Raw genomic sequence first — 23,490 nt, forward strand, 5'->3', positions numbered from 1 at the left:
CCCGACGGCAACCTCGTCGTCTACCGCGAGAACGGCTCGCCCGCCTGGGCGAGCAGCGTCCGCCGCGTCATCGCAGGACTTTCTCGAGTGGCCGGCGGGGGCCGGAAGAGGGGGTACTCGATGCTCGCACGGCGGACGCACGACTGCGACCGGAACGGGGGCCCTCCGTCTGGGGGACGCGCGGGAGCTGAGGTCCTCCGCGGGTCAGAGCGCCGGGAGAGGCCGCCTGAGAGCGTCCAGCCGCTTCCGCCAGGCGTCCAGGCGGCCCGGCTCCGCGGCGAGCGCCGGTCCGTCCGCCCAGGCGGTCGCCAGCCGCAGACCGTGCAGGGCGTTGGCCGTCCAGACCTCACGGCCCTCGAGCGACTCCGGCTCGGCCGGGGCCTCGATCACGTCCACGCCGAGCGCGCCGGCGAGCACCGAGACGGTGCGAGCCGTCACGCTGCGCACGCGCGTACTCGTCGCCGGAGGGACGACCAGCGCATCGCCCAGCCACCACAGGATCGCGCTGCTCGCTCCGTCGATGACGGCGCCGTCGGCGTCGAGCAGCACGGCCTCGTCCGCTCCCGCGGCGTGCGCGCGCGTCCGCAGGAGGGCGAGACGTGCGATGTCCGGCCCCTTCCAGGACGGTGTCCGGCGCGGATCCACGGGGCTCGTCCACAGCACCACGGAGCGGGTCGTCGGCGGGGCGGATCGCAGCCGGAGCCGCAGGGCGCCTCCCGAGAGCTCGACGCGGGGGAAGGAGCGGCCCTCGCGGGGCAGGGCGGCGATCGCGGCGTGGAGGAACGGGTCGACGTCCGGGTGCCCGCCCGCCGAGGCGACGGAGGCGGCGAACCGCTCGCGGTGCAGGTCGAGCCCGCGGACGCGTCCCTCGTCCACCAGCCAGGAGTCGGCCGCGTCCAGGGAGGTGCCGGGCGGCTCGGGAACGCTCGTCAGGGCCCGCCCGTCCCACTCCCGAACCTGCTCGCCGTCCACGACCGCCTACGCTAGCCCAGTGGTCTCGGAGGATCGGCACGTCCGCTCGACCGAGCTGCCCTGGGTCGATCCGGAGCTCGCGCACCACGCCCTGTTCGCCACGGCCGAGGCGTCGTTCTGGCTCGACTCGGGCCTCGGAGCGACGAGCGGCCGCTCCTACCTCGGCGCGTGCGCCCGCGGGGACGTGCTCCTCGTCGAGGCCGGCGGCGACGTGGCGGCGGCGCTCGCCGCGGTCGACGACGAGGCCCCGGCGGGCGACCGCGCGCTCGGCCGCTACGGCTGGATCTCCTACGAGGCGGGAGCAGCCTCCGTCTCCCTGCCCTCGGCGCCGACCGGCCCCGCGGATCCGCCGGCACTCGCCCTGCTCCGGGGCGACCCCGTGCTCGAGTTCGACCACGGGGCCCGGACCGTCCGCCTGGTCGCCACGGGAGACGTGCAGGAGCTCACCGCGCGCCTGCTCGAGCTCGTCGGGGCGCCCGCCCCCGCGGACCCCGCGGATCCCGAGCCCGCCGGCGTCCCGGTCCGCCGCCACTCCGCCGCCGAGTACACGGCGCTGATCGGCCGCTGCCAGGAGGCCATCCGCGCGGGGGACGCCTACCAGCTCTGCCTCACCGACGAGATCGTCGTCGAGGGCCGGTTCGATCCGGTCGAGGCGTACCGTCGCCTCCGCCGCTCCAGCCCGAGCCATCACGGCGGGCTGATCCGCCTCGGCCCGCTCGCGCTCGTCAGCGCCTCGCCCGAGCGGTTCCTCACCGGCGGGGCCGATGGACGCGTCGCCACGCATCCCATCAAGGGCACGCGCCCCCGGGGCCGGGACGCCGACGAGGACCGCGCGCTCCGGGACGAGCTCGTGTCGAGCGTGAAGGAGCGGGCCGAGAACGTGATGATCGTGGACCTCGTCCGCAACGACCTCGCCCGGATCGCCGCCCCCGGCTCCGTCGTCGTCGACCGCCTGCTCGAGGTGGAGAGCTACCCGCACGTCCACCAGCTGGTCAGCGAGGTCTCGGCCCGCCGCGCGCCGGGCGTCGGGATCGCCGAGCTGATCGCGGCCCTCTTCCCGGCCGGCTCGATGACGGGAGCGCCCAAGCGCCGGGCGGTGGAGCTGCTGCGGGAGTGGGAGGGCGGTCCCCGCGGCGTCTACTCCGGCGCCTTCGGCCGCCTGGGCTCGGACGGCTCGCTGGACCTCGCGATGACCATCCGCACCCTCGTGCTCGACGGCGAGCGCGCCCGCCTGGGGACCGGCGGCGGCATCACCGCCCTCTCGGTGCCGGAGGAGGAGGTCGAGGAGACGCGGCTGAAGGCGCGGGCGCTCCTCGCGGTGCTGGGCGCCGCCGAGGAGTGAGCGGGCGCCGCGTTCGTCTGCCGTGCGCGCAGGGCCAGTAGGGTTGATGGTCGAACGCAGCCGCCCACGTGTGCGCGTTCTCCCCCTCCTTCAGAAGTGAGAAGCACCTGTGGCAGAAGACACCTCCCGGCAGACCGGCGCGAGCGACGAGGAGCGCTACGACTTCCGAGCGCTCCAGGAGAAGTGGCTCCCGATCTGGGAGGAGACGCGCCCGTTCGCGACGGACGACCCCGACGACAAGCGCCCCCGCAAGTACGTGCTCGACATGTTCCCGTACCCCTCGGGCGACCTGCACATGGGCCACGCCGAGGCGTACGCGCTCGGAGACGTGATCGCGCGCTACTGGCGCCAGCAGGGCTTCAACGTCCTCCACCCGATCGGCTGGGACAGCTTCGGCCTGCCCGCCGAGAACGCCGCCATCAAGCGCGGGCTGAACCCGGTCACCTGGACCTACGACAACATCGAGCAGCAGAAGCGCTCGATGAAGCGCTACGCCGCGTCCTTCGACTGGGACCGCGTGCTGCACACCTCCGACCCCGAGTACTACAAGTGGAACCAGTGGCTGTTCCTCAAGATGTACGAGAAGGGCCTCGCCTACCGCAAGGACAGCTGGGTCAACTGGGACCCGGTGGACCAGACGGTCCTGGCGAACGAGCAGGTCCTGGCGGACGGCACCTCCGAGCGCTCCGGCGCGGTCGTGGTCAAGAAGAAGCTCACGCAGTGGTACTTCAAGATCACCGACTACGCCGACCGGCTGCTCGACGACCTGAACCAGCTCGAGGGCTCCTGGCCGTCGAAGGTCATCGCCATGCAGCGCAACTGGATCGGCCGCTCCATCGGCGCCGACGTCGAGTTCGAGATCGAGGGCCGCGACGAGCGCGTCACCGTCTTCACCACGCGCCCCGACACGCTCTACGGGGCGACCTTCATGGTCGTCGCGCCCGACTCCGACCTCGCCTCCGAGCTGGTCGAGGGCTCCGAGCCCGCGATCCGCGACGCGTTCCGCAGCTACCTCGAGACGGTGCAGAAGTCGAGCGAGATCGAGCGCCTGACCGCCGACCGCCCCAAGACCGGCGTGTTCCTCGGCCGCTACGCGGTGAACCCCGTGAACGGCGAGCGGCTGCCGATCTGGGCCGCCGACTACGTCCTCTCCGACTACGGCCACGGAGCCGTCATGGCCGTGCCCGCGCACGACCAGCGCGACCTCGACTTCGCCCGCGCCTTCGACCTGCCCGTGCGCGTGGTCGTCGACACCAACGCGTCCGTCACCGGGGCGATCCCGGTCATCCCGGAGGATCCGGAGGAGCTGGCCGCGCTCGAGAAGGAGTACTCGCTCGACCCCGCCACGACCGGCGAGGCGCTGACCGGCGACGGCCGCCTGATCAACTCCGGGCCGCTCGACGGGCTCTCCAAGCGCACGGCCATCGAGCGCGTCATCAGGATGCTCGAGGAGCGCGGCCGCGGCCGCTCGGCCAAGAACTACCGCCTGCGCGACTGGCTGATCTCGCGTCAGCGCTACTGGGGCACCCCCATCCCGATCATCCACGGAGCCGACGGCGAGCTCGTGCCGGTGCCCGAGGACCAGCTGCCCGTCGTCCTGCCCTCCACCGACGGCCTCGACCTGCAGCCGAAGGGCTCGTCGCCGCTCGGAGCGGCGGAGGACTGGGTGAACGTGCCGCACCCGGTGGACGGCTCGCCCGCGCGCCGCGACCCGGACACGATGGACACCTTCGTCGACTCCTCGTGGTACTTCCTCCGCTTCCTCTCGCCGAAGGACGACACGCAGGCCTTCGATCCGAAGCTCGCCGAGAAGTGGGCGCCCGTCGACCAGTACGTCGGGGGCGTGACGCACGCGATCCTGCACCTGCTGTACGCGCGCTTCATCACCAAGGTGCTGTTCGACCTGGGCTACGTGTCGTTCACGGAGCCGTTCACCGCGCTGCTGAACCAGGGCATGGTGCAGATGGACGGCGCGGCGATGTCCAAGTCGAAGGGCAACATCGTCCGGCTCTCGGACCAGCTGGACGAGTTCGGCGTCGACGCCGTGCGCCTGACGATGGCGTTCGCCGGCCCGCCCGAGGACGACATCGACTGGGCCGACGTCTCGCCCGGCGGCAGCGCGAAGTTCCTCGCCCGCGCCTGGCGCCTGGCGAAGGACGTCACCTCGAGGCCCGACGTCGAGTGGAAGTCGGGCGACGCGGCTCTGCGCCGCCAGACCCACCGCTTCCTCGCGGAGTCCCCGTCGCTGATCGAGGCGTTCAAGTTCAACGTCGTAGTCGCGCGGCTGATGGAGCTCGTCAACGCGACCCGCAAGGTCGTCGACTCGGGCGCCGGGGCCGGGGACCCCGCGGTCCGCGAGGCGGTCGAGGTGGTCGCGATGGCTCTCAACCTGTTCGCGCCGTACACGGCCGAGGACATGTGGCACCGTCTGGGCTACGAGGGCACCGTCGCGCACGCGCTGTGGCGCAAGGCCGACCCGTCGCTGCTGGTCGAGGAGAAGGTCACGGCGATCCTGCAGGTCGACGGCAAGGTCCGCGACCGGCTCGAGGTCTCGCCGAAGATCTCCTCCGACGAGCTCGAGGAGAAGGCGCGGGCCACGGCCGGCGTCGCCCGGGCTCTCGTCGGCCGCGAGGTCGTGAAGGCGATCGTGCGGGCGCCGCGCCTGGTGAACCTGGTGACGAAGGCGGTCTAGCCGCCGATCCGTCCCGACGGGGCTCCTCCTCTCGCAGGAGGGGCCCCGTCGTGCGTCCTGCCGGTGCTGCTCTCTCCTCCACAGGGAGGCGATCTGGCGGGCTGTCCCCGGATCGGTGTCGGCGGCCGCGCCGGGCGGTGACGCGGGTCCTACCGTCGGCGGATGCCAGAGACCAGCGGGACGGACGACGAGCAGTTGACGGCGCTGCTGCGGCCCCGCCGCGCCCGCCCGCGCTGGCGCGTGGGAGTGGGAGCGGCGGTCGTGCTCGTCATCGGCGCCGCGGTGGTCGCGGTGCTGCTCGCGGGAGCGCGGTCGAGCGGTCATGAGCGGGTCCTGGAGCCCGCCGTGTCGACGAGCGCGCCCGCTGCTGCGGCGGTCGAGTCGCTGTACGTTCACGTGGCCGGCGAGGTCGCCTCTCCGGGGCTGTACGTCCTGTCGCCGGAGGCGCGGGTGGCGGACGCGGTCGCCGCCGCCGGAGGGTTCCAGGAGTCGGCGGAGCGCGCGGCGGTCAACCTGGCCCGGAGGCTCGTGGACGGCGAGCAGATCGTCGTGCCGGCCGTGGGAGCGGCGCCGGCCGCGGCCGGAGCGGCTCCGGGCGGGGCCGCTCCAGGAGGGGCCTCCGCCGCCGGATCCGTGCTGAGCCTGAGCGCGGCGACGGCGGCCCAGCTGGAGGAGCTGCCCGAGATCGGCCCGGCGACCGCGAAGAAGATCGTCGCCCACCGGGAGGCGAACGGCCCGTTCTCCTCCGTCGACCAGCTGCTCGAGGTCCCCGGGATCGGCGAGAAGACGCTCGCCGCGTTCCGCGACCAGGTCGCGCCGTGAGGAGCGTGCGGGCGGCGGACCTGCGGCTCCTGCCGGCAGCGGTGGCCGCCTGGACCACCGCGTGGGCGGCCGGGATGCTGCCGGTCGCGGCAGTGCTCGACGGGGGCCTCTCGTGGTGCGCCGCGGGCTGGGTGCTGCTCGGGGCGGCGTGCGTCCTGCTCCGGCGCGGCCTCGGCGGGCGGCTGGTCGGAGCGGTGCTCGTCGCGGGCGCGGGTGCCGCCCTGGCCCTCACCTCCGTCGTCGCTGCGGCGCCCGGTGGCCACCCGGCGTCGCTGCGGGAGGCCCAGGAGGATCGCGCCCTCACTCCGGTCACCGTGCGCGTCGACACGGGTGCCCGACCGCTCGCGACCGGGGGAGTGTGGTTCGACGCGACGGCGCTGCGGGTAGGAGACGCGTCGACCGCGGCCCCCGTCCGCGTGCTGCTCGCCGATCCCGGCGGTCGTCTGCCCGTGGGCGCCGAGCTCGACCTGGAGGCCCGTGCTGCGGCGCAGGAGGGGTCCGTCGGCGAGGCGACGATGCTGAGAGCGGCGTCCGTTGAGGACCGGCGCGGTCCCGGGGGAGCGGCGGCCGTCGCGGAGGTGCTGCGCTCGCGCTTCCTCGAACGCGCGGCGCTGGTCGGCGGCGATGTGGCGGGGCTGCTGCCGGGCCTCGCGACCGGCGACACGTCCGCGCTCGACGCGGGGCTCGAGGAGGCGATGCGCACCGCGTCGCTCACCCACCTGACCGCCGTCTCGGGCGCCAACTGCGCCGTGGTGGTGGTCGCCGGCTGGACGATCGTGGCGCTCCTCGGCGCCGGGCGCCGCCTCCGGACCGTCGCCGCCCTCGCCCTGCTCGCCGGCTTCGTGGTGCTGGTGACCCCCGAGCCGAGCGTGGTGCGGGCCGCCGTGATGGCGACGGTGGTCCTCCTCGCGCGGCTCGGGCGTCGCTCCGGAGCGGCAGTGCCCGCTCTGCTCGCGACCGTCGTCCTCCTCGTGGCCGCCGACCCCTCGATCGCGGGGAGGCTCGGCTTCGTGCTGTCCGTCCTCGCCACCGCCGGACTCCTGCTGCTCGCCGAGCCGATCGCGGGCGCTCTCGGTCGGGTGCTGCCCCGGCCTCTCGCCCTGCTGCTCGCGGTGCCGACCGCGGCGCAGCTCGCCTGCCAGCCCGTGCTGCTGCTCGTGGACCCGTCGGTGCCGGTGTACGGAGTGCTCGCCAACCTGCTCGCCGAGCCCGCGGCACCCGCCGCGACCGGGCTCGGGCTCATCGGCTGCCTGCTCGCTCCCTGGTGGCCCGGAGCCGCCGACGCGGCGATCCGGCTCGCCGCCGTCCCCGCCTGGTGGATCGCCTCGATCGCCCGCGCCGTCGACTCGTGGCCCGCCCCGAGGATCGCCTGGTGGCCCGGAGTGGGAGGAGCGCTCGCGCTCACCGTGCTGACCCTGCTCGCCCTCGTGCTGGTCACGCAGTCGCCGCGGCTCGCGCGGGTGCGCCGGATCGCCGCCGTCGGGCTGGCGTGCGCGATCGCGGCCGCCGGCGGCACCACCGTCGCCACGCCGCTCCTCCGCGCAGCCTCGGTTCCCGAGGACTGGCGTGTCGCGATGTGCGACGTCGGGCAGGGCGACGCGGTCCTCCTCCGCGGAGACGCGGGCGTGCTGCTCGTCGACACGGGGCCCGAGCCCGCACCGCTCGAGGCCTGCCTCCGCCTGATGGGGGTGGACCGGATCCCGCTGCTGGTGCTGACGCACTACGACCTCGACCACGTCGGCGGGCTCCAGGCCGTCCTCGGACGGACCGACGCCGCGCTCGTCGGGCCCGCCGCGGGCCGCGACGACGAGCGCGACCGGGCGGCGCTCACCGGCGCGGGGGTCGCCGTGCAGGAGGCGGTCCGCGGCGACAGCGGCGCGCTCGGCTCGCTGCGCTGGCGGGTCGAGTGGCCGGAGCGGCGGAGCGCGCTGCGGGGGAACGAGGCGAGCGTGACCCTCCGGGTCGACATCGGCCCGGACGCCCGCGGCGGCCCGCTCTCCGTCGCGCTCCTGGGCGACCTCGGCGAGCAGGAGCAGGGACGCGTCTCCCGGCTGCCGGTCGGCCGGGTCGACGTCGTCAAGGTCGCGCATCACGGCTCCGCCGACCAGTCGCCCGCCCTCTACGACGCGCTCGGCGCGAGCGTCGGGCTGATCTCCGTCGGGGCGGAGAACGACTACGGACATCCGAATCCATCGCTCCTCGCTCTGCTGGCCGAGCGCGGGGTCGAGGCGCTGAGGTCGGATGTCGAGGGTACGGTCGTGCTCGCGTCCCGCAGCGACGGGATCGCGGTCTGGGTGAGCGGCGCGACGGCTGCCGCGGCGGCCTCGGGGCGCCGTGAGCGGGCCGTAGGGTGGAGGGCGCTCGGACGGGCGCGGCACGGAAGGACACGGCATGGCAGGCAGGGCCCCGGCGCGCGCGAAGGCAGCGCCCTCGAAGGCGGCGATCCCGCAGCTCGCCTGGAACCAGACCCGGCCGGCGCCGATCGTGCTGATCACCGGCCCGGAGCAGTTCCTCGCCGACCGCGCGCTGCGCTTCCTCCGCGAGTTCCTCCGGGCCGAGGATCCGAGCCTCGAGGTCAGCGACATCGACGCCGGCGGCTACGCGCCGGGGGAGCTGCTGACGCTCGCGAGCCCGTCCCTCTTCGACGAGCCCCGCCTCATCCGCGTCTCGAACGTCGAGAAGTGCACGGACGCGTTCCTCCTCGAGACCCTCGACTACCTCTCGGCGCCCGCGGACGGGGCGACCCTGGTGCTCCGCCACGGCGGCGGCAACCGGGGCAAGAAGCTCCTCGACGCCATCCGCTCGGGCACGGGCGGCGGCATCGAGATCGTCTGCGCCGAGCTCAAGCGCGAGAGCGACAAGGTCGACTTCGCGATCGCCGAGTTCCGCACCGCCGGCCGCACGGCGACCACCGGTGCCGTCCGAGCCCTGGTGTCTGCCTTCTCCGACGACCTCGACGAGCTCGCGTCGGCGTGCCAGCAGCTGCTGTCCGACGTCACCGGCGAGATCACCGAGGCGACCGTGGCGAAGTACTACGGCGGCCGCGTCGAGACCACGGCCTTCACCGTCGCCGACTCCGCGATCGCGGGCCGTCACGGCGAGGCGCTGCTCGGGCTCCGCCACGCCCTCGCCTCCGGTGCCGACCCGGTACCGATCGTCGCCGCGTTCGCGAGCAAGCTTCGGACCATGGCGAAGGTCGCCGGCTCGCGCGAGGGCTCGGGCCAGGTCGCCTCGCGTCTGGGCCTCGCTCCGTGGCAGGTGGACCGGGCCCGGCGCGACCTGCAGGGCTGGACCGGCGAGGGCCTCGGCACCGCGATCCTGACGGTCGCCGACGCCGACGCGAACGTGAAGGGCGCCACCCGCGACCCCGTCTACGCCCTCGAGCGCATGGTCTCCGTCGTCTCCGCCCGGGGCCTCTGACCCGCCCGAAAGGCCCTGCTCCCGCGATCCGCACCGACCTCGTCCCCGGCGGTTCTCGATACGCCGCTCCGCGTCCACTCGACCAGCAGTGAGGGGATCACCTCCCCTCGCAGGGTCGCACCGCGGCCGACGAAGAGTCGGACGACGACCCTGCAGGGTCACCGGCGATCCGCGTGCGAGCGGATCGTCGTACCCGGAACGCTCCCCGCTCCTCCCACCGGGACCACCCCTGTAAGCCGACCGCGCGACGGGCGACGAGGAACGAGGAGCCCGTCGAGATCGGTGCGGGTCACCGGCGATCCGCGTGTCAGCGGATCGTCGTACCCGGAACGCAGGACGCTCCTCCCACCGCGACCACCCCTGTAAGCCGACCGCGCGACGGCCGACGAGGAACGAGGAGCCCGTCGAAGACGGCATAGCTCACCGGCGATCCGCGTGTCAGCGGATCGTCGTACCCCGAAACGCTCTCCGCTCCTCCCCCCGCGACCCTCCGCGGTAGCCGACCGGGCCGCAGCCGATCGCGAGCCGGACGATGCCCTCGCAGGGTCACCGGCGATCCGCGTGTCAGCGGATCGTCGTACCCGGAACGCAGGACGCTCCTCCCACCGCGACCACCCCTGTGAGCCGACCGCGCGACGGCCGACGAGGAACGAGGAGGCCGTCGACCGCGAAGCTGCAACGACGAAGGGCCCGGCCAATGGCCGGACCCTTCGTCGTTGCAGCTTCGCGCAGTATTACAGCGCGGCGACCTGCTTCGCGATGGCCGACTTGCGGTTCGCGGCCTGGTTCTTGTGGATGACGCCCTTGCTGGCGGCCTTGTCGAGCTTCTTGGCGGCGAAGGCGAGGGCGGTGCCGGCCTTCTCGGTGTCGCCGGCGGCGATGGCGGTGTGGACCGAGCGGATGGCGGTCTTCAGCTCGCTCTTGACGGCCTTGTTGCGCTCGTTCGCCTTCTTGTTGGTGAGGTTGCGCTTGATCTGCGACTTGATGTTTGCCACGTGGATTACCTTCTTCTCGGATGTGCGTGTGTGCAGCCGGCTACTCGACGGAGTGCCCCTTCCGCGGGCGTCTGAACGCCCTGCGGTGCGACTGGAGGTCGCCGGCTTCTGATCACTCCACGCCTGCCGGGTGTCCGGAGGGGGAGCGCAAGCCAACAAGGAACTTTAGCGCACCCGTCGTCACCCTTCAACCGCGCCGCGCCCGCGGGTGCGGCGCCGTCCGGGTCGGGGCCGCCGGGGCGACACGCCGGGGGAGGCGGACCGCCGTGGCGTCTCGCGGTCCGGGCCCGCCGGTAACGTGACGCCGGTGCCCCGTCTCGCCGATCACCTCTCCGCGGTGCCGCCCTCGGGCATCCGCCACCTGTTCGAGATCGCGCTGCGGCTCGACGGAGTCACCCTCCTCGCGGTGGGCGAGCCCGACGTGCCGACCGCGCCGCACATCATCGAGGCGGCACGGGCGGCGTGGGCGGCCGATGACACCCGCTACGGGCCCAACGGCGGAGTCCCCGAGCTCCGGCGCGCCATCGTCGAGAAGCTGGCGCGAGACAACGGCATCGAGGCGGACGTCGAGCAGGTCTGGGTGACCGTCGGCGCCACGCAGGCGCTGCACCAGGCGATGACGCTCCTGCTCGGGCCCGGCGACGAGGTGCTCATCCCCGACCCGGGCTACACCGTCTTCACGACCAACGCGCGGACCATCGGCGCCGTCCCCGTGCCGTACACGCTGCGCGCTGAGAACGCCTTCCTCCCCGATCCCGAGGAGGTCGAGCGCCTGATCACCGACCGGACCCGCGTCCTGATCGTCAACAGCCCGTCCAATCCGCTCGGCGTGGTGTTCCCGAGGGAGGTCCTCGAGCGCCTGCTCGACATCGCCCGGCGCCACGACCTGTGGGTGCTCAGCGACGAGGTCTACGAGTACTTCACCTACGGGCGCCCGCACGTGAGCCTCGCGTCGATCGCGCAGGAGCGCGGGGACGACGCCGACCGCGTCCTCAGCGTCTTCTCCTTCTCGAAGACCTACGCGATGACCGGCGTCCGCGTCGGCTACCTCGTGACGCCTCCCGGCTTCACGTCGATCATGGTCACGGTGCAGGAGGCGGCGATCAGCTGCGTCGCCACTCCGGACCAGCGCGCCGCCCTCGCCGCTCTGACCGGGCCGCAGGACGCGGTGGCGTCCGCCTCCGACCACTACCTCGCCAACCTGCGGCTCGCGACGGGCGTGCTCGACGAGCGGGGGATCGCCTACCGCGAGCCCGAGGGCGCGTTCTACCTGTGGATCGACATGGCGCACGCGACCGGCGGGGACGTCGCCTCGTGGGTCGAGTCCTTCCTCCTCGAGACCCTCGTCGCCGTCGCGCCCGGCAGCGCCTTCGGCCGCACCGGCGAGGGCTGGATCCGCGTCTGCCTCGCCGCGGATCCCGCCGCGCTCGAGCACGGGCTGCGCGCCCTCCCGGCCCCGGTGCGCGGATGAGCGCCGCCGAGGTGCTGGTCCGGCGCGTCCGGGCCCAGGAGTACGACGAGGTCTCGCGCCTGCGGCTCGCCGCCTACGCCCACGACTACGAGCTGGGGGAGGAGTACGCCGCCGACGTCGCCGCGGTCGCCCGGCACGACGTCGAGGGCGAGGTCTGGGTCGCCGTCGAGGGCGACGGGCGGATCCTCGCCACGGTCACCACCGCGCGCCCGGGCGCGAACCTCTACGAGCTCGGCCGCCCCGGCGAGCTGGACTGGCGGCTGCTCGCCGTCGCCCCGGAGGCACGCGGGCGGGGTCTCGGGCGGCTGCTCACGGAGTTCGTCGTGATGCTCGCCGCTGAGCGGGGCCTCCAGCGGGTCGTGATGAACAGCGGCACGCTGATGACCACCGCGCACGCCCTCTACGAGAGCATGGGCTTCGTCCGCCTCGGCGAGCGGGAGAACCCGCCCGGCGTCGAGCCCACCCGCACCTACGGACTCGATCTGTAGCCGCCGGTCCCGGCCTCCGCCGCCGGGCATGGGACACTGGTCCCACGATGTCTCCACGTGCACACTCCGGGCTCGAGCCCGCCGCGACCGATCCGGCGTCCATCCGCAACTTCTGCATCATCGCCCACATCGACCACGGCAAGTCCACCCTCGCCGACCGGATGCTCGGCATCACGGGTGTCGTCGAGGACCGGGCGATGCGCGCGCAGTACCTCGACCGCATGGACATCGAGCGCGAGCGCGGCATCACGATCAAGTCGCAGGCCGTGCGGATGCCGTGGGAGCGCGACGGGCGCACGTTCGCCCTGAACATGATCGACACTCCGGGGCACGTCGACTTCTCCTACGAGGTCAGCCGCTCGCTGGCGGCCTGCGAGGGCGCGATCCTCCTGGTCGACGCGGCGCAGGGCATCGAGGCCCAGACGCTCGCGAACCTCTACCTCGCGCTCGAGAACGACCTCACGATCATCCCTGTCCTGAACAAGATCGACCTGCCGGCCGCGGACCCCGAGAAGTACGCGAAGGAGCTCGCGAGCCTCATCGGCGGCGACCCGGACGACGTCCTCCGCGTCTCCGGCAAGACCGGCATGGGCGTCGAGGCGCTGCTCGACCGCGTCACCGAGCTCATCCCGCCGCCCGTCGGCGACCCCTCCGCCCCTGCGCGCGCCATGATCTTCGACTCCGTGTACGACGCCTACCGCGGGGTCGTCACCTACGTCCGGATGATCGACGGCAAGCTCTCGCCGCGCGAGAAGATCCAGATGATGTCGACCCGCGCCACGCACGAGATCCTCGAGATCGGCGTGTCGAGCCCCGAGCCCGTCGCGACGCAGGGTCTCGCGGTCGGCGAGGTGGGCTACCTGATCACCGGTGTGAAGGACGTGCGCCAGTCGAAGGTCGGCGACACCGTCACCACGGCGTCGAAGCCCGCGACGCAGGCGCTGCCCGGCTACACCGAGCCGCTCCCGATGGTCTTCTCGGGCCTGTACCCGATCGACGGCAGCGACTACCCGGACCTGCGCGAGGCCCTCGACAAGCTCAAGCTCTCGGACGCGGCGCTCGTCTACGAGCCCGAGACGTCGGTGGCGCTCGGCTTCGGCTTCCGCTGCGGGTTCCTCGGCCTCCTGCACCTCGAGATCATCACCGAGCGCCTGCAGCGCGAGTTCGGTCTCGACCTCATCACCACGGCGCCCTCGGTCATCTACGAGGTCTCGACGGAGGACAAGAAGACCGTCACCGTCACGAACCCGAGCGAGTTCCCCGTCGGCAAGATCGCCGCCGTCACGGAGCCGATCGTCAAGGCCGCGATCCTCGCGCCGAAGGACTACGTCGGCACGATCATGGAGCTCTGCCAGAGCCGCCGCGGGACCCTGATCGGCATGGAGTACCTGGGCGAGGACCGGGTCGAGATCCGCTACCACATGCCCCTCGGCGAGATCGTCTTCGACTTCTTCGACAACCTCAAGTCCAAGACCGCCGGCTACGCCTCGCTCGACTACGAGCCCGCCGGCTCGCAGGAGGCCGACCTCGTGAAGGTCGACATCCTGCTGCAGGGCGAGCAGGTCGACGCGTTCAGCGCGATCGTGCACCGGGAGAAGGCCTACGCCTACGGCGTGCTGATGACGGGGCGCCTGCGCAAGCTGATCCCGCGTCAGCAGTTCGAGGTGCCGATCCAGGCCGCCATCGGCGCCCGGATCATCGCCCGCGAGTCGATCAGCGCGATGCGCAAGGACGTCCTGGCCAAGTGCTACGGCGGCGACATCACCCGCAAGCGCAAGCTCCTCGAGAAGCAGAAGGAGGGCAAGAAGCGGATGAAGATGGTCGGCCGCGTCGAGGTCCCCCAGGAGGCGTTCATCGCCGCGCTCTCGGGCGACGTCGAGACCAAGGACAAGAAGTAGCGCGAGCCCCGTCGCCGGCGCCCGTCCCCCCTCCCGGACGGGCGACGCACCCCCCCCGTCCGGGATATCGTGTCCTCGGGGATTGCGGCGCCTCACAGCGGACCGGTAGCTTTCGGACGCCAGGACGCGGCCGTGGATCGGGATCGATCCGCATGGGGGGCTGCAGCGTCGACGACCGGTCCTCCACCATGACGAAGGGTGGTAGTCCGTGGTGCCTACGAGCACGAGGAAGCGCTGGATCAGGACGGGGGCGGCGCTCGCGAGCATCGCGGCCGTCGCAGCGGGATCGCTGGTGGCGGCAGGGCCGGCCTCCGCAGCGAACAAGGTGATCCCGGTCGCGCCCGCGCCGTACTCCTGGTCGGACAACGCCCGGTTCGGCGGCACCGAGCCGCTGCCGGTGCCCGGAGACGCGACCACGCTGACCGTCGAGCTGCCCGACTCCACCGCTCCCGACACCTTCACCGAGTGGTCGCACCCCGGCTACCGGGTCGTGACGTGGCAGCTGAGGAGCACCGCGACGGACCTCGCGAGCGGCGAATCCGTCGTCGACACCGCCACCAACTCGATCGACATCCCGATCGGGCGCGCCGCCGGCTCCTTCGGCGGCACCTCGCTGTCGCTCCTCCTGAACGGTTCCGAGAAGAAGGCGGCCGACGCCTACGCTCCGTCCGGCATCGACCGGACGGGCTTCGTCCTCGCCCTCTCCGCCGACCTCCAGGTGACTGCTGCGAGCGGGTCCGCGGAGGCCGACCTCGACCTGTCGACGTCCACCTCCTCCGGGCGCGCCGGCGGCGAATTCTGGGCCGGCGGCGGCACTGTCACCGAGGCCGGCGCGGGCGACGTCATCGTCCTCGACTCTGGTGTCCCCGGCTTCTTCGACCTCGCGGGCCTCAGCGCCACGGTCGGAACGGAGGACGGTGGCCGCCTGAAGGCCGTCCCCAAGGTCGTGCAGGACGGCCGGGGCATCGCGATCACCCCGACCCAGGAGTTCTTCGACCGCTACCTCACCTTCAGCGACACGACGCCGCTCGGCGCCCCGTCGGTCGAGGTGAAGGGACTCAGCCGCGGCGGGGAGCAGCCTTCCGGCACCGGCGTCATCGTGCGCGCGCCGCTGCGCGTCGTCCCGTCGACCACCACCCCGACGCCGGGCACCGGCCTGGAGGTCGTCCGCCTTGCGGGCACCGACCGCCAGGGCACCGCGGTCGAGATCTCGAAGGCGACCTTCGACACCCCCGGCGTCCCCGTCGTCTACATCGCCACCGGCGCGAACTTCCCCGACGCGCTCAGCGCCGGTCCCGCCGCCGCGAAGCAGGGCGGCCCGCTCCTCCTGGTCGACCGCGACTCGGTGAGCCAGGTCGTGCGCGACGAGCTCACCCGTCTCAAGCCCCAGCGGATCGTCGTCGTCGGCTCCGACCTCAGCGTCAGCGACGCCCTCGCGACCGACCTCGGCCAGTACGTCAACGGAAGGGTCTTCCGCCTCGGAGGCACCGACCGCTACGACACGTCGCGGAAGATCATCGAGAGCGCCTTCGAAGGCACCTCGCCGAAGGGGGCCTGGCTCGCGACCGGCGAGAAGTTCCCCGACGCGCTCAGCGCCACCGCCGCCGCGGGCAAGAACTCGGCCCCCGTCGTCCTCGTGAACGGCGGCCTCCCGGCGGCCGACCCGACCACTGTCGGGATCCTGAGGGGGCTCCGGCCTCCGGTGCTCACCATCGCGGGATCCGAGCTGTCGGTCAGCGCCGGCATCCAGAACTCCCTCACTGTGCCGGGGGGACCCACCGTGAGCCGCATCGGCGGGGTCGACCGCTACGACACCTCGGAGCAGCTCAACCGGGCGGCCTTCCCCCGCGGGTCGGAGACCGTGTTCCTGGCCACCGGAGAGAACTTCCCCGACGCCCTGGCCGGAGCCGCGGCCGCCGGGCGCACGGGGAGCCCCCTCTTCGCCGTGCCCCCGACCTGCGTGCCGGTCAAGGTGCTGCAGGACATCAGGGCCGGCGGAGCGACGAGCGTCGTCCTCCTCGGCGGCACCGGCACCCTGTCCGACGCCGTCGCGAAGCTGACTCCCTGCAGCTGACCCGACCCGCACCACGACGAGGGCCCTCCTCCCGCTCCGGCGGGGGAGGGCCCTCGGTCGTTCCCGGCTCGGGGCGCCGACGGTCGGATACGCTGGGTCGGATGGACAGCACCGCCCGGCACGCGGACTCGACGCGCGCCGCGCTCGAGGAGTCCGGGAAGAAGGTCGGGACGTGAGCATCCGCCGCTCCAACTTCGAGGGCCAGCCGCAGGTCACCTACGCGGCCGTCGGCGGCACTCTGGCACCCGACCTGCTCGAGTACCCGCCGGACGGCTTCACGGCCGAGCGCTTCGAGGCCCGTCTCGGCTCGGGCGACGAGCGCTTCGCCATCACCACCGCCTCCCTGATGACCTGGGGCGTGCAGCGCGGCAGCGGCATCGAGGTGACCGATATCACCAGCGGCAGCGGCGTGCAGTACACCGGCGTCAACTTCGACGCCACGGGCACCCCGATCGACCTCGTCAGCCGGCCGACGGAGGAGCATTTCGCTCCCGACGGCACCCCCTACATCACCGCCGGCGTGACCGCCGTGCTCCGCGTGACCCTGCTCGGCCGCGTCGTCGACGCCCCGGTCCGCGTGGTTTACGTCGTCGACGAGCCCGACCAGGTCGGCTTCGCCCACGGCACCCTCGAGGGCCACCCCGAGAGCGGCGAGGAGTCCTTCGTCGTCGAGAAGCGCGCGGACGACTCGGTCTGGATCGTCATCCGGGTCTTCTCGCGACCCTCCACCCGTCTCTACCGCCTGGGCGCGCCGGTGCTGCGCGCCGTGCAGAAGCGCCAGGTCGCCAAGTACCTCCGCGCGCTGCTGCCGGCGCGCGTCAGCTGACGTGGGGAGCGCCCTCCCGATCGCCGATCCTGCTCCGCTCGACGGCGGACTGCCCGCGTCCGTCGTCGACGGCGTGGAGCAACGGGACCTCGGCCTCTACGTGCACGTGCCGTTCTGCCGGGTCCGCTGCGGGTACTGCGACTTCAACACCTACACGGCGACCGAGCTCCGCGGGGCGAAGCAGCAGGACTACGCCGACGAGGCGATCACCGAGATGGCTCTCGGTGCCGAGGTGCTCGAGCGCGCGGGCCTGCCCCGGCGCCCCGCCCGCACGGTCTTCTTCGGCGGCGGGACGCCCACCCTCCTGCCCGCCGGCGACCTGGTGCGGATGCTGGACGGCCTCCGCACCCACTTCGGGGTCGCGCCCGACGCTGAGATCACCACCGAGGCGAACCCGGACTCCGTCGATGCCGCCTACCTCCGCGCGCTGGCCGAGGCGGGCTTCACCCGCGTCAGCTTCGGGATGCAGTCGGCCGTGCCGCACGTCCTCGCCACGCTCGAGCGCACCCACGACCCGGAGCGGGTCCCGCTCGTGGTCGAGTGGGCGCGGGAGGCGGGCCTGCAGGTCAGCCTCGACCTCATCTACGGCACGCCGGGGGAGTCCCTCGCGGACTGGGAGCGGTCGCTCGACTCCGCGCTCGCCAACCGGCCGGACCACCTCTCGGCCTACGCCCTGATCGTGGAGGACGGCACGAAGCTCGCCCGGCAGATCCGCCGCGGCGAGGTCGCGACCCCGGACGACGACCTCACCGCCGACATGTACGAGCTCGCCGACGCGCGCCTGACCGCTGCCGGGTACTCCTGGTACGAGGTCAGCAACTGGGCGCGCGACGACGCCCACCGCTCCCGGCACAACCTCTCGTACTGGCTCGGCCACGACTGGTGGGGCGTCGGTCCCGGCGCGCACAGCCACGTCGGAGGCGTGCGCTGGTGGAACGTGAAGCACCCGGCGGCCTACGCCGACCGGCTGAGCACCGGGGTCTCGCCCGCTGCCGGGCGGGAGACGCTCGACGCGGGGACGCGGCGGGTGGAGGACGTGCTGCTGCGCTCGCGCCTGAAGGACGGGCTGCCCATCGACGCGATCGACGCCGATCGGCGCAGCGAGGTGGCGGGGCTCATCGCCGACGGCCTCGTCGACGGCCGGGCGGCGCTCGGCGGCCGGATCGTGCTGACCCTGCGCGGCCGTCTGCTGGCCGACGCGGTCGTGCGCCGTCTCACCGACGGCTGAGGCCGGATCCCGGGGCGGCCGGCGCACCGCCGCCCCGGTGCCGCGGCTACTTGAAGAACGGGATGCTGAGCGGGTACGTGTAGTACTCGCCCGCGCTGGCGCGCACCGAGGCGATGATCGCGAAGACGATCACCAGGATCGGCACGACCAGGAACACGATGAAGCCGACGAGGACGAAGGACAGGATCGTCCCGGCGACGTAGGCGATCAGCGTCGTCAGGTGGAAGTTGAGGGCCGTCTTGGCGTGCGCCTCGAGGAACGGTCCGCGCCCCTTGAAGACCAGGAAGACGATCAGCGAGGGCAGGAAGCTGAAGAAGATGCCGGTCACGTGCGTGACGATCGCCCAGGTCTTCTCGTCCGCCGGGTTCAGCGGCGGAGCCGGGGTTCCGTAGACGGGGGGCGGGGGAGGGGTGGCCGACATGATGGTCTCCGTTCCGGCGGCGGCGACGGGCGTCCCCCGTGCGCTCGGCGTCCATCGTGGCATGCGGCGACTCCCTCCGCACCGGGCCGCGCGGGACCTCCTCCTCGGGGATGACGGGGCTCCTCCCCGCGGCCCTGCAGGAGTGCACCCCGGCCGATCCCCGCGCAACCCCGCCGGGCGGTCCGCCTCCCGGTTATGATTGGCACTCAGAGTTGCGGAGTGCCAGGCTCCGCGCGGCGTCAGCGCCGCAGACGGTCGTGCCCGCGGGCACTCGGAGTCCGGCGGGAGGTCGGTCGTATGGTCACGGAGCGCGGTCTCCAGGTCCTGCGCGTGATCGTGCAGGACTACGTGGCGAACCGGGAGCCGGTGGGCTCCAAGTCGATCGTCGAGCGCCACGCGTTCGGCGTCTCGGCCGCCACCATCCGCAACGAGATGGCCCAGCTGGAGGAGGAGGAGCTGATCGCGGCTCCGCACACCTCGTCCGGCCGCGTGCCGACCGACAAGGGCTACCGCCTCTTCGTCGACCAGCTCGCCGACCTGCGCCCGCTGACCTCCGCGCAGCGCCAGGCGATCGAGACGTTCCTCGGGCAGAGCCCGGACCTCGACGAGGTGCTGGTCAAGACCGTCCGCCTGCTCTCGCAGCTCACCAACAGCGTCGCGCTCGTGCAGTACCCGTCGTTCGGGGCCGCGCGGCTGCGCCACGTGGAGCTCGTCGCCCTCGCTCCCCGCCGCCTCCTGTCGGTGCTGATCACCGACACCGGCCGGGTCGACCAGCGCGTGCTCGAGACCCCGGAGGACGTGGACGACGCTCTCCTGGGCGAGATCCGCGCGAAGCTCAACACGGCCGTGCTGGGCCTCGGGCTCCAGCAGGCGGCCGAGACGCTCGGCTCCGTCGCGGAGCGCTTCAGCCCCGAGCGGCGCCACGTGCTGACGCCGATCGTGCAGACCCTGCTCGAGCAGGTCGGCGCCAACCGGCAGGACCGCCTGGTCATGGCCGGCGCCGCCAACCTCGTCCGCACCGAGGAGGACTTCTCGGGCAGCATCTACCCCGTGCTCGAGGCGATCGAGGAGCAGGTGGAGCTGCTGCGCCTCTTCGCCGAGATGACCCCGGACCCCCGGGGCATCTCGGTGCGCATCGGCCGCGAGAACGCGCCGTTCGGGCTGCAGGAGACCTCGGTGCTCACGAGCGGGTACAACACCGCGGGCGGCCAGGTCTCGCGCCTGGGCGTGCTCGGCCCGATCCGGATGGACTACTCCGGCAACATCACCGCGGTGCGCGCCGTCGCCCGCTACCTCTCCCGCCTCCTCGGCGAGGAGTAGGCCCGACCTCCCGGCCCCCGCCGGATCCCCCCGGTGCGCCGTGCCCGGCCCACCGACCCACGAACGAAGGACGAAGCCACCTGTGGCCGATCACTACGAAGTGCTGGGCGTCGACCGCGACGCCTCCGCCGACGAGATCAAGAAGGCGTACCGCCGACTCGCCCGCGAGCTGCACCCCGACGTCAACCCGAGCGCGGACGCCTCCGAGCGCTTCAAGCTCGTCACGCACGCCTACGACGTCCTGAGCGACGCGCAGCAGCGGGCGCAGTACGACCGCGGGCCCCAGGAGGGCTTCGGCGGCGGCGGCCAGGGCTTCGGCGGGTTCGGCGACATCTTCGAGACCTTCTTCGGGCAGGGCGCGCAGGGCTCGTCCCGCGGGCCGCGCTCCCGCCGCGAGCGCGGCCAGGACGCCCTGCTGCGCGTGGAGGTCTCGCTCGACGAGGTCATCTTCGGCACCCACCGCGACCTCGAGGTCGACACGGCGGTGCTCTGCGAGACGTGCCAGGGCTCGTGCTGCCAGCCCGGCACCTCGCCGGTGACCTGCGACATCTGCCACGGCTCCGGCCAGATCCAGCGCACGGTCCGCTCGCTCCTGGGCAACGTGATGACGGCGAGCCCCTGCGGCACCTGCCGCGGCTACGGGACCGTCATCGCGACCCCCTGCTCCACCTGCCAGGGCCAGGGACGCGTCCGCGCCCGCCGCACCATCCCCGTCGACGTCCCCGCGGGAGTCGACACGGGCCTGCGCCTGCAGATGCCCGGCAGCGGCGAGGTCGGCCCGGCCGGCGGCCCCAACGGCGACCTGTACCTCGAGATCAAGGTCAAGCACCACGACGTCTTCAGCCGCAACGGCGACGACCTGCTCTGCACCCTCGAGGTGCAGATGACGGACGCGATCCTCGGCTCCACGGCGTCGCTCAAGGCGCTCGACGGCGACATCGAGATCGAGATCAAGCCGGGCACGCAGAGCACCGAGATCGTCACGATCAAGGGACGCGGAGTCACGCGCCTGCGGGGCAGCGGACGCGGCGACCTCCGCATCGGCATCCAGGTCGTCACCCCGACGAAGCTGGGCCACCGCGAGCGGGAGCTGGTCCAGGAGCTCGCGAAGCACTACAAGCCGCAGAAGCCCGCGCTGACCCACTTCCAGCAGGGCCTGTTCTCCAAGCTCCGCGACCGCTTCCTGGGCTGAGCCCGTGGCGCACCACTACATCGACGAGTCGCTGGACTCCGGCGGCTTCGTCGTCGGGGGCCGGCTCGCGCTCACCGGCGCGGAGGCACGGCACGCCGCGACCGTCAGCCGGATCCGCGCGGGCGAGAGCGTCCGGGTCGGTGACGGGCGCGGACTCGTCGCGACCGCGGTCGTCGAGAGCGCGGAGCCGGCGCGAGTGGTGCTCGTCGTGGAGTCGATGCAGGAGTCCCCGGTTCCGTCCCCGCGCCTTGTCCTCGTCCAGGCCCTCGCGAAGGGCGACCGCGACGAGCTCGCCGTGCAGGCGGCGACCGAGCTCGGGGTGGACGAGGTCGTCCCGTGGCAGGCCGCGCGGTCGATCTCGCGGTGGTCGGGCCCGAAGGAGGAGAAGGGGCGCGAGCGCTGGCGGGCCATCGTGCGCGAGGCGAGCAAGCAGTCGCGGCGCCCCCGGGTGCCCGAGGTCGCGCCGCTCGAGCAGGTGCGCGGTCTCGTCGCGCGCGCCGCGACGTCCCGCGTGCTGGTCCTCGAGCCCTCGGCGCAGGCGCGGCTCTCCCAGGTGGTCCCGGACGGACGCGACCTGGTGCTCGTCGTCGGGCCCGAGGGCGGCATCGCTCCGGAGGAGCTGCGGCTGCTCGCGGAGGCGGGCGCCGAGGCCGTCGCGCTCGGCGACTCCGTCCTGCGCACCTCGACCGCAGGTCCCGCCGCGATCGCCGTCCTCTCGGCCCGCCTGGGCCGCTGGTGACGCTCCTCCACAGCCGACTCGGGGCTCCGGAGCAGGATGCCGTGGGCGAACGCGGCGCCCGTCGCGCACGGGCCCCGTTTAAGATGAGTGCATGAGCGAACCCACCGTCTTCACGCGCATCGTCCAGGGCGAGATCCCGGCCGATGTGGTGTTCGAGAACGAGCGCATCCTCGCGATCACCGACATCGAGCCGAAGGCGCCCGTCCACCTCCTCGTCTTCCCGAAGACCCAGGAGCACGCCACGGTAGCCGCCCTCGCCGCCGCCGATCCCGCCCTGCTCGCCGAGATGGTGCAGGTCGCCCAGTCGCTCGCCGACGCCCACAGCAACGGTCAGTTCCGCCTCGTCTTCAACTCCGGCGAAGAGGCGGGCCAGACCGTGTTCCACGTGCACGCCCACGTCCTGGGCGGCCACCAGACGGAAGGCTCCCTTGCCACCGGTTGAGAACACGGGCGCGAGCCCCGACGAGCGTCCCGCCCCCGGCGCGGACGCGTCCGAGACGACGCGGCGCGTCGTCGCCGTCGACGGAGTCGCGATGGTGCGCCTCCTCGGACCTCAGGACCGCCTCATCCGGGCGGTCGAAGGACGATTCCCCGATGTCCGGGTGCACGTGCGCGGCAACGAGGTGACGCTCGACGGCGAGCGCGAGCCCGTCGCCGCTGCGACGCGCCTGGTGGAAGAACTGGTGCGCATGACCGCGAGCGGGCACGATCTCGACCCGGAGGGCGTGCGCGAGTCCGCCCGCATCCTGCAGAACGGCGGGCCGGTGAGCCCGGCCGAGGCGTTCGGCCAGGCCATCCTCACGGCGCGGGGACGGAGCGTGAGGCCCAAGACGCTCGGGCAGCGCGAGTACGTCGACGCGGTCGATCAGAACACCATCGTCTTCGGCATCGGCCCGGCCGGAACCGGCAAGACCTACCTGGCGATGGCGAAGGCCGTGCAGTCGCTGCAGCGCAAGGAGGTCGAGCGGATCATCCTGACCCGCCCGGCGGTCGAGGCGGGGGAGCGGCTGGGCTACCTGCCAGGCTCGCTCACCGACAAGATCGACCCGTACCTGCGCCCGCTCTACGACGCGCTGAACGAGATGATGGACCCCGAGATCGTCCCGAAGCTGCTCGCGGCCGGCACGATCGAGGTCGCACCGCTCGCCTACATGCGCGGGCGCACGCTCAACAACTCGTTCGTCGTGCTCGACGAGGCGCAGAACACGACGCCCGAGCAGATGAAGATGTTCCTCACCCGCCTCGGCTTCGGCTCCAAGATGGTCGTCACCGGCGACATCACCCAGGTCGACCTGCCGACCGGCGCGAGCGGACTCCGCCTCGTGACGCGCGTGCTCGACGGCATCGACGACATCCACTTCTCGCGCCTGACCAGCGAGGACGTGGTGCGCCACAGCCTGGTCGGTCGCATCGTGGACGCGTACACCGAGTACGACCAGCAGAAGCAGGCGCAGCACTTCGAGCGCGAGCAGGCCCGGGAGTTCGCGAACCGCGCCGAGCGCCGCGGCCAGGCCGCCCGCCCGCCCGGCGACCGCCAGCCTCCGCGCGGCTGAGCCCGCCCGGATGAGGCGGTCCTGAGGTCCGAGGAGG

General features: G+C 73.0%; 18 protein-coding genes and 1 pseudogene. 16 read left to right on the forward strand and 3 right to left on the reverse strand.

From position 1 onward, the window contains the following. Positions 1-204: 204 nt before the first annotated feature. The gene (locus tag C5D09_RS15520; RefSeq protein ID WP_258067029.1) at positions 205-972 is read right to left on the reverse strand and encodes an aminotransferase class IV; all 768 of its coding nucleotides are present in this window, start codon (positions 970-972) and stop codon (positions 205-207) included. Positions 973-991: 19 nt separating this feature from the next. On the opposite strand from C5D09_RS15520, the gene pabB reads away from it, so the two are divergent. The 5 genes and pseudogenes from pabB (at position 992) to holA (ending at position 9,248) form a co-directional block, all read left to right on the forward strand. Further along, complete coding sequence (pabB, locus tag C5D09_RS15525) at positions 992-2,314, forward strand: aminodeoxychorismate synthase component I (RefSeq protein ID WP_104269703.1); 1,323 nt, start codon at positions 992-994, stop codon at positions 2,312-2,314. 109 nt (positions 2,315-2,423) lie between these two features. Continuing rightward, a complete protein-coding gene (gene leuS, locus C5D09_RS15530) occupies positions 2,424-5,006 on the forward strand; it encodes a leucine--tRNA ligase (RefSeq protein WP_104225642.1) in 2,583 nt (860 codons plus the stop codon). Positions 5,007-5,168: 162 nt separating this feature from the next. Beyond that, a complete protein-coding gene (locus C5D09_RS15535; protein ID WP_104248212.1) occupies positions 5,169-5,828 on the forward strand; it encodes a ComEA family DNA-binding protein in 660 nt (219 codons plus the stop codon). Positions 5,829-6,343: 515 nt separating this feature from the next. Beyond that, positions 6,344-7,651, forward strand: a pseudogene (locus tag C5D09_RS18020) (ComEC/Rec2 family competence protein); the annotation flags it as partial. Positions 7,652-8,219: 568 nt separating this feature from the next. Beyond that, a complete protein-coding gene (gene holA, locus C5D09_RS15550; protein WP_104225645.1) occupies positions 8,220-9,248 on the forward strand; it encodes a DNA polymerase III subunit delta in 1,029 nt (342 codons plus the stop codon). Positions 9,249-9,982: 734 nt separating this feature from the next. On the opposite strand, the gene rpsT is transcribed toward holA, so the two are convergent. Next, entirely contained in the window at positions 9,983-10,243 is a 261-nt protein-coding gene (gene rpsT, locus C5D09_RS15555; RefSeq protein ID WP_097165711.1) for a 30S ribosomal protein S20, read from the reverse strand. A 307-nt stretch (positions 10,244-10,550) separates the two neighbouring features. Here rpsT and C5D09_RS15560 point away from each other — a divergent pair, with 307 nt between their 5' ends. The 6 genes from C5D09_RS15560 to hemW all read left to right on the forward strand — a co-directional run bounded on the left by C5D09_RS15560 (position 10,551) and on the right by hemW (position 18,228). After that, positions 10,551-11,714, forward strand: coding sequence for a pyridoxal phosphate-dependent aminotransferase (locus C5D09_RS15560; RefSeq protein ID WP_104267977.1), 1,164 nt, complete (start codon positions 10,551-10,553; stop codon positions 11,712-11,714). Continuing rightward, entirely contained in the window at positions 11,711-12,202 is a 492-nt protein-coding gene (locus tag C5D09_RS15565) for a GNAT family N-acetyltransferase (protein WP_104223126.1), read from the forward strand. Before C5D09_RS15560 ends, C5D09_RS15565 begins: the two co-directional genes overlap by 4 nt. A gap of 47 nt (positions 12,203-12,249) precedes the next feature. Further along, the gene (gene lepA / locus C5D09_RS15570) at positions 12,250-14,100 is read left to right on the forward strand and encodes a translation elongation factor 4 (RefSeq protein ID WP_104223127.1); all 1,851 of its coding nucleotides are present in this window, start codon (positions 12,250-12,252) and stop codon (positions 14,098-14,100) included. 211 nt (positions 14,101-14,311) lie between these two features. Further along, positions 14,312-16,174 carry a cell wall-binding repeat-containing protein gene (locus tag C5D09_RS15575; protein ID WP_146085659.1) on the forward strand — a complete coding sequence of 621 codons (1,863 nt, stop codon included), beginning with the start codon at positions 14,312-14,314 and terminating at the stop codon, positions 16,172-16,174. A gap of 172 nt (positions 16,175-16,346) precedes the next feature. Next, on the forward strand, positions 16,347-17,000 hold the full coding sequence (locus C5D09_RS15580) for a DUF1990 family protein (RefSeq protein ID WP_258067030.1): 654 nt from the start codon (positions 16,347-16,349) through the stop codon (positions 16,998-17,000). Position 17,001: 1 nt separating this feature from the next. Continuing rightward, complete coding sequence (gene hemW / locus C5D09_RS15585) at positions 17,002-18,228, forward strand: radical SAM family heme chaperone HemW (RefSeq protein ID WP_104269705.1); 1,227 nt, start codon at positions 17,002-17,004, stop codon at positions 18,226-18,228. A gap of 46 nt (positions 18,229-18,274) precedes the next feature. Here hemW and C5D09_RS15590 read toward each other — a convergent pair whose 3' ends face one another. After that, positions 18,275-18,712, reverse strand: coding sequence for a DUF4870 domain-containing protein (locus C5D09_RS15590; protein WP_244229439.1), 438 nt, complete (start codon positions 18,710-18,712; stop codon positions 18,275-18,277). Positions 18,713-18,946: 234 nt separating this feature from the next. Between C5D09_RS15590 and hrcA the strand changes: the two genes are divergently transcribed. The 5 genes from hrcA to C5D09_RS15615 all read left to right on the forward strand — a co-directional run bounded on the left by hrcA (position 18,947) and on the right by C5D09_RS15615 (position 23,453). Beyond that, positions 18,947-19,969 carry a heat-inducible transcriptional repressor HrcA gene (hrcA, locus tag C5D09_RS15595; protein WP_104223131.1) on the forward strand — a complete coding sequence of 341 codons (1,023 nt, stop codon included), beginning with the start codon at positions 18,947-18,949 and terminating at the stop codon, positions 19,967-19,969. Positions 19,970-20,051: 82 nt separating this feature from the next. Beyond that, positions 20,052-21,161: a molecular chaperone DnaJ gene (dnaJ, locus tag C5D09_RS15600; protein WP_104225203.1), complete on the forward strand. Its 1,110-nt coding sequence runs from the start codon at positions 20,052-20,054 to the stop codon at positions 21,159-21,161. Between the two features lie 4 nt (positions 21,162-21,165). Further along, a complete protein-coding gene (locus C5D09_RS15605; protein ID WP_104269706.1) occupies positions 21,166-21,900 on the forward strand; it encodes a 16S rRNA (uracil(1498)-N(3))-methyltransferase in 735 nt (244 codons plus the stop codon). 91 nt (positions 21,901-21,991) lie between these two features. After that, entirely contained in the window at positions 21,992-22,342 is a 351-nt protein-coding gene (locus C5D09_RS15610) for an HIT domain-containing protein (RefSeq protein WP_104225201.1), read from the forward strand. Positions 22,343-22,433: 91 nt separating this feature from the next. Further along, entirely contained in the window at positions 22,434-23,453 is a 1,020-nt protein-coding gene (locus tag C5D09_RS15615) for a PhoH family protein (RefSeq protein ID WP_104225204.1), read from the forward strand. The last annotated feature ends 37 nt before the right edge of the window (positions 23,454-23,490 follow it).

Origin of the sequence: Rathayibacter sp. AY1C9 (assembly GCF_002932315.1) — a bacterium.
GTDB lineage: Bacteria > Actinomycetota > Actinomycetes > Actinomycetales > Microbacteriaceae > Rathayibacter.

What these genes read in the sequence shown, in the direction of transcription:
- C5D09_RS15565 (WP_104223126.1), top strand. Translation starts at nt 11,711, where the DNA reads ATGAGCGCCGCCGAGGTGCTGGTCCGGCGCGTCCGGGCCCAGGAGTAC.
- C5D09_RS15610 (WP_104225201.1), top strand. Translation starts at nt 21,992, where the DNA reads ATGAGCGAACCCACCGTCTTCACGCGCATCGTCCAGGGCGAGATCCCG.
- C5D09_RS15535 (WP_104248212.1), top strand. Translation starts at nt 5,169, where the DNA reads ATGCCAGAGACCAGCGGGACGGACGACGAGCAGTTGACGGCGCTGCTG.
- holA (WP_104225645.1), top strand. Translation starts at nt 8,220, where the DNA reads ATGGCAGGCAGGGCCCCGGCGCGCGCGAAGGCAGCGCCCTCGAAGGCG.
- C5D09_RS15590 (WP_244229439.1), bottom strand. Translation starts at nt 18,712, where the DNA reads ATGCCACGATGGACGCCGAGCGCACGGGGGACGCCCGTCGCCGCCGCC.
- lepA (WP_104223127.1), top strand. Translation starts at nt 12,250, where the DNA reads ATGTCTCCACGTGCACACTCCGGGCTCGAGCCCGCCGCGACCGATCCG.
- hrcA (WP_104223131.1), top strand. Translation starts at nt 18,947, where the DNA reads ATGGTCACGGAGCGCGGTCTCCAGGTCCTGCGCGTGATCGTGCAGGAC.
- C5D09_RS15615 (WP_104225204.1), top strand. Translation starts at nt 22,434, where the DNA reads ATGGTGCGCCTCCTCGGACCTCAGGACCGCCTCATCCGGGCGGTCGAA.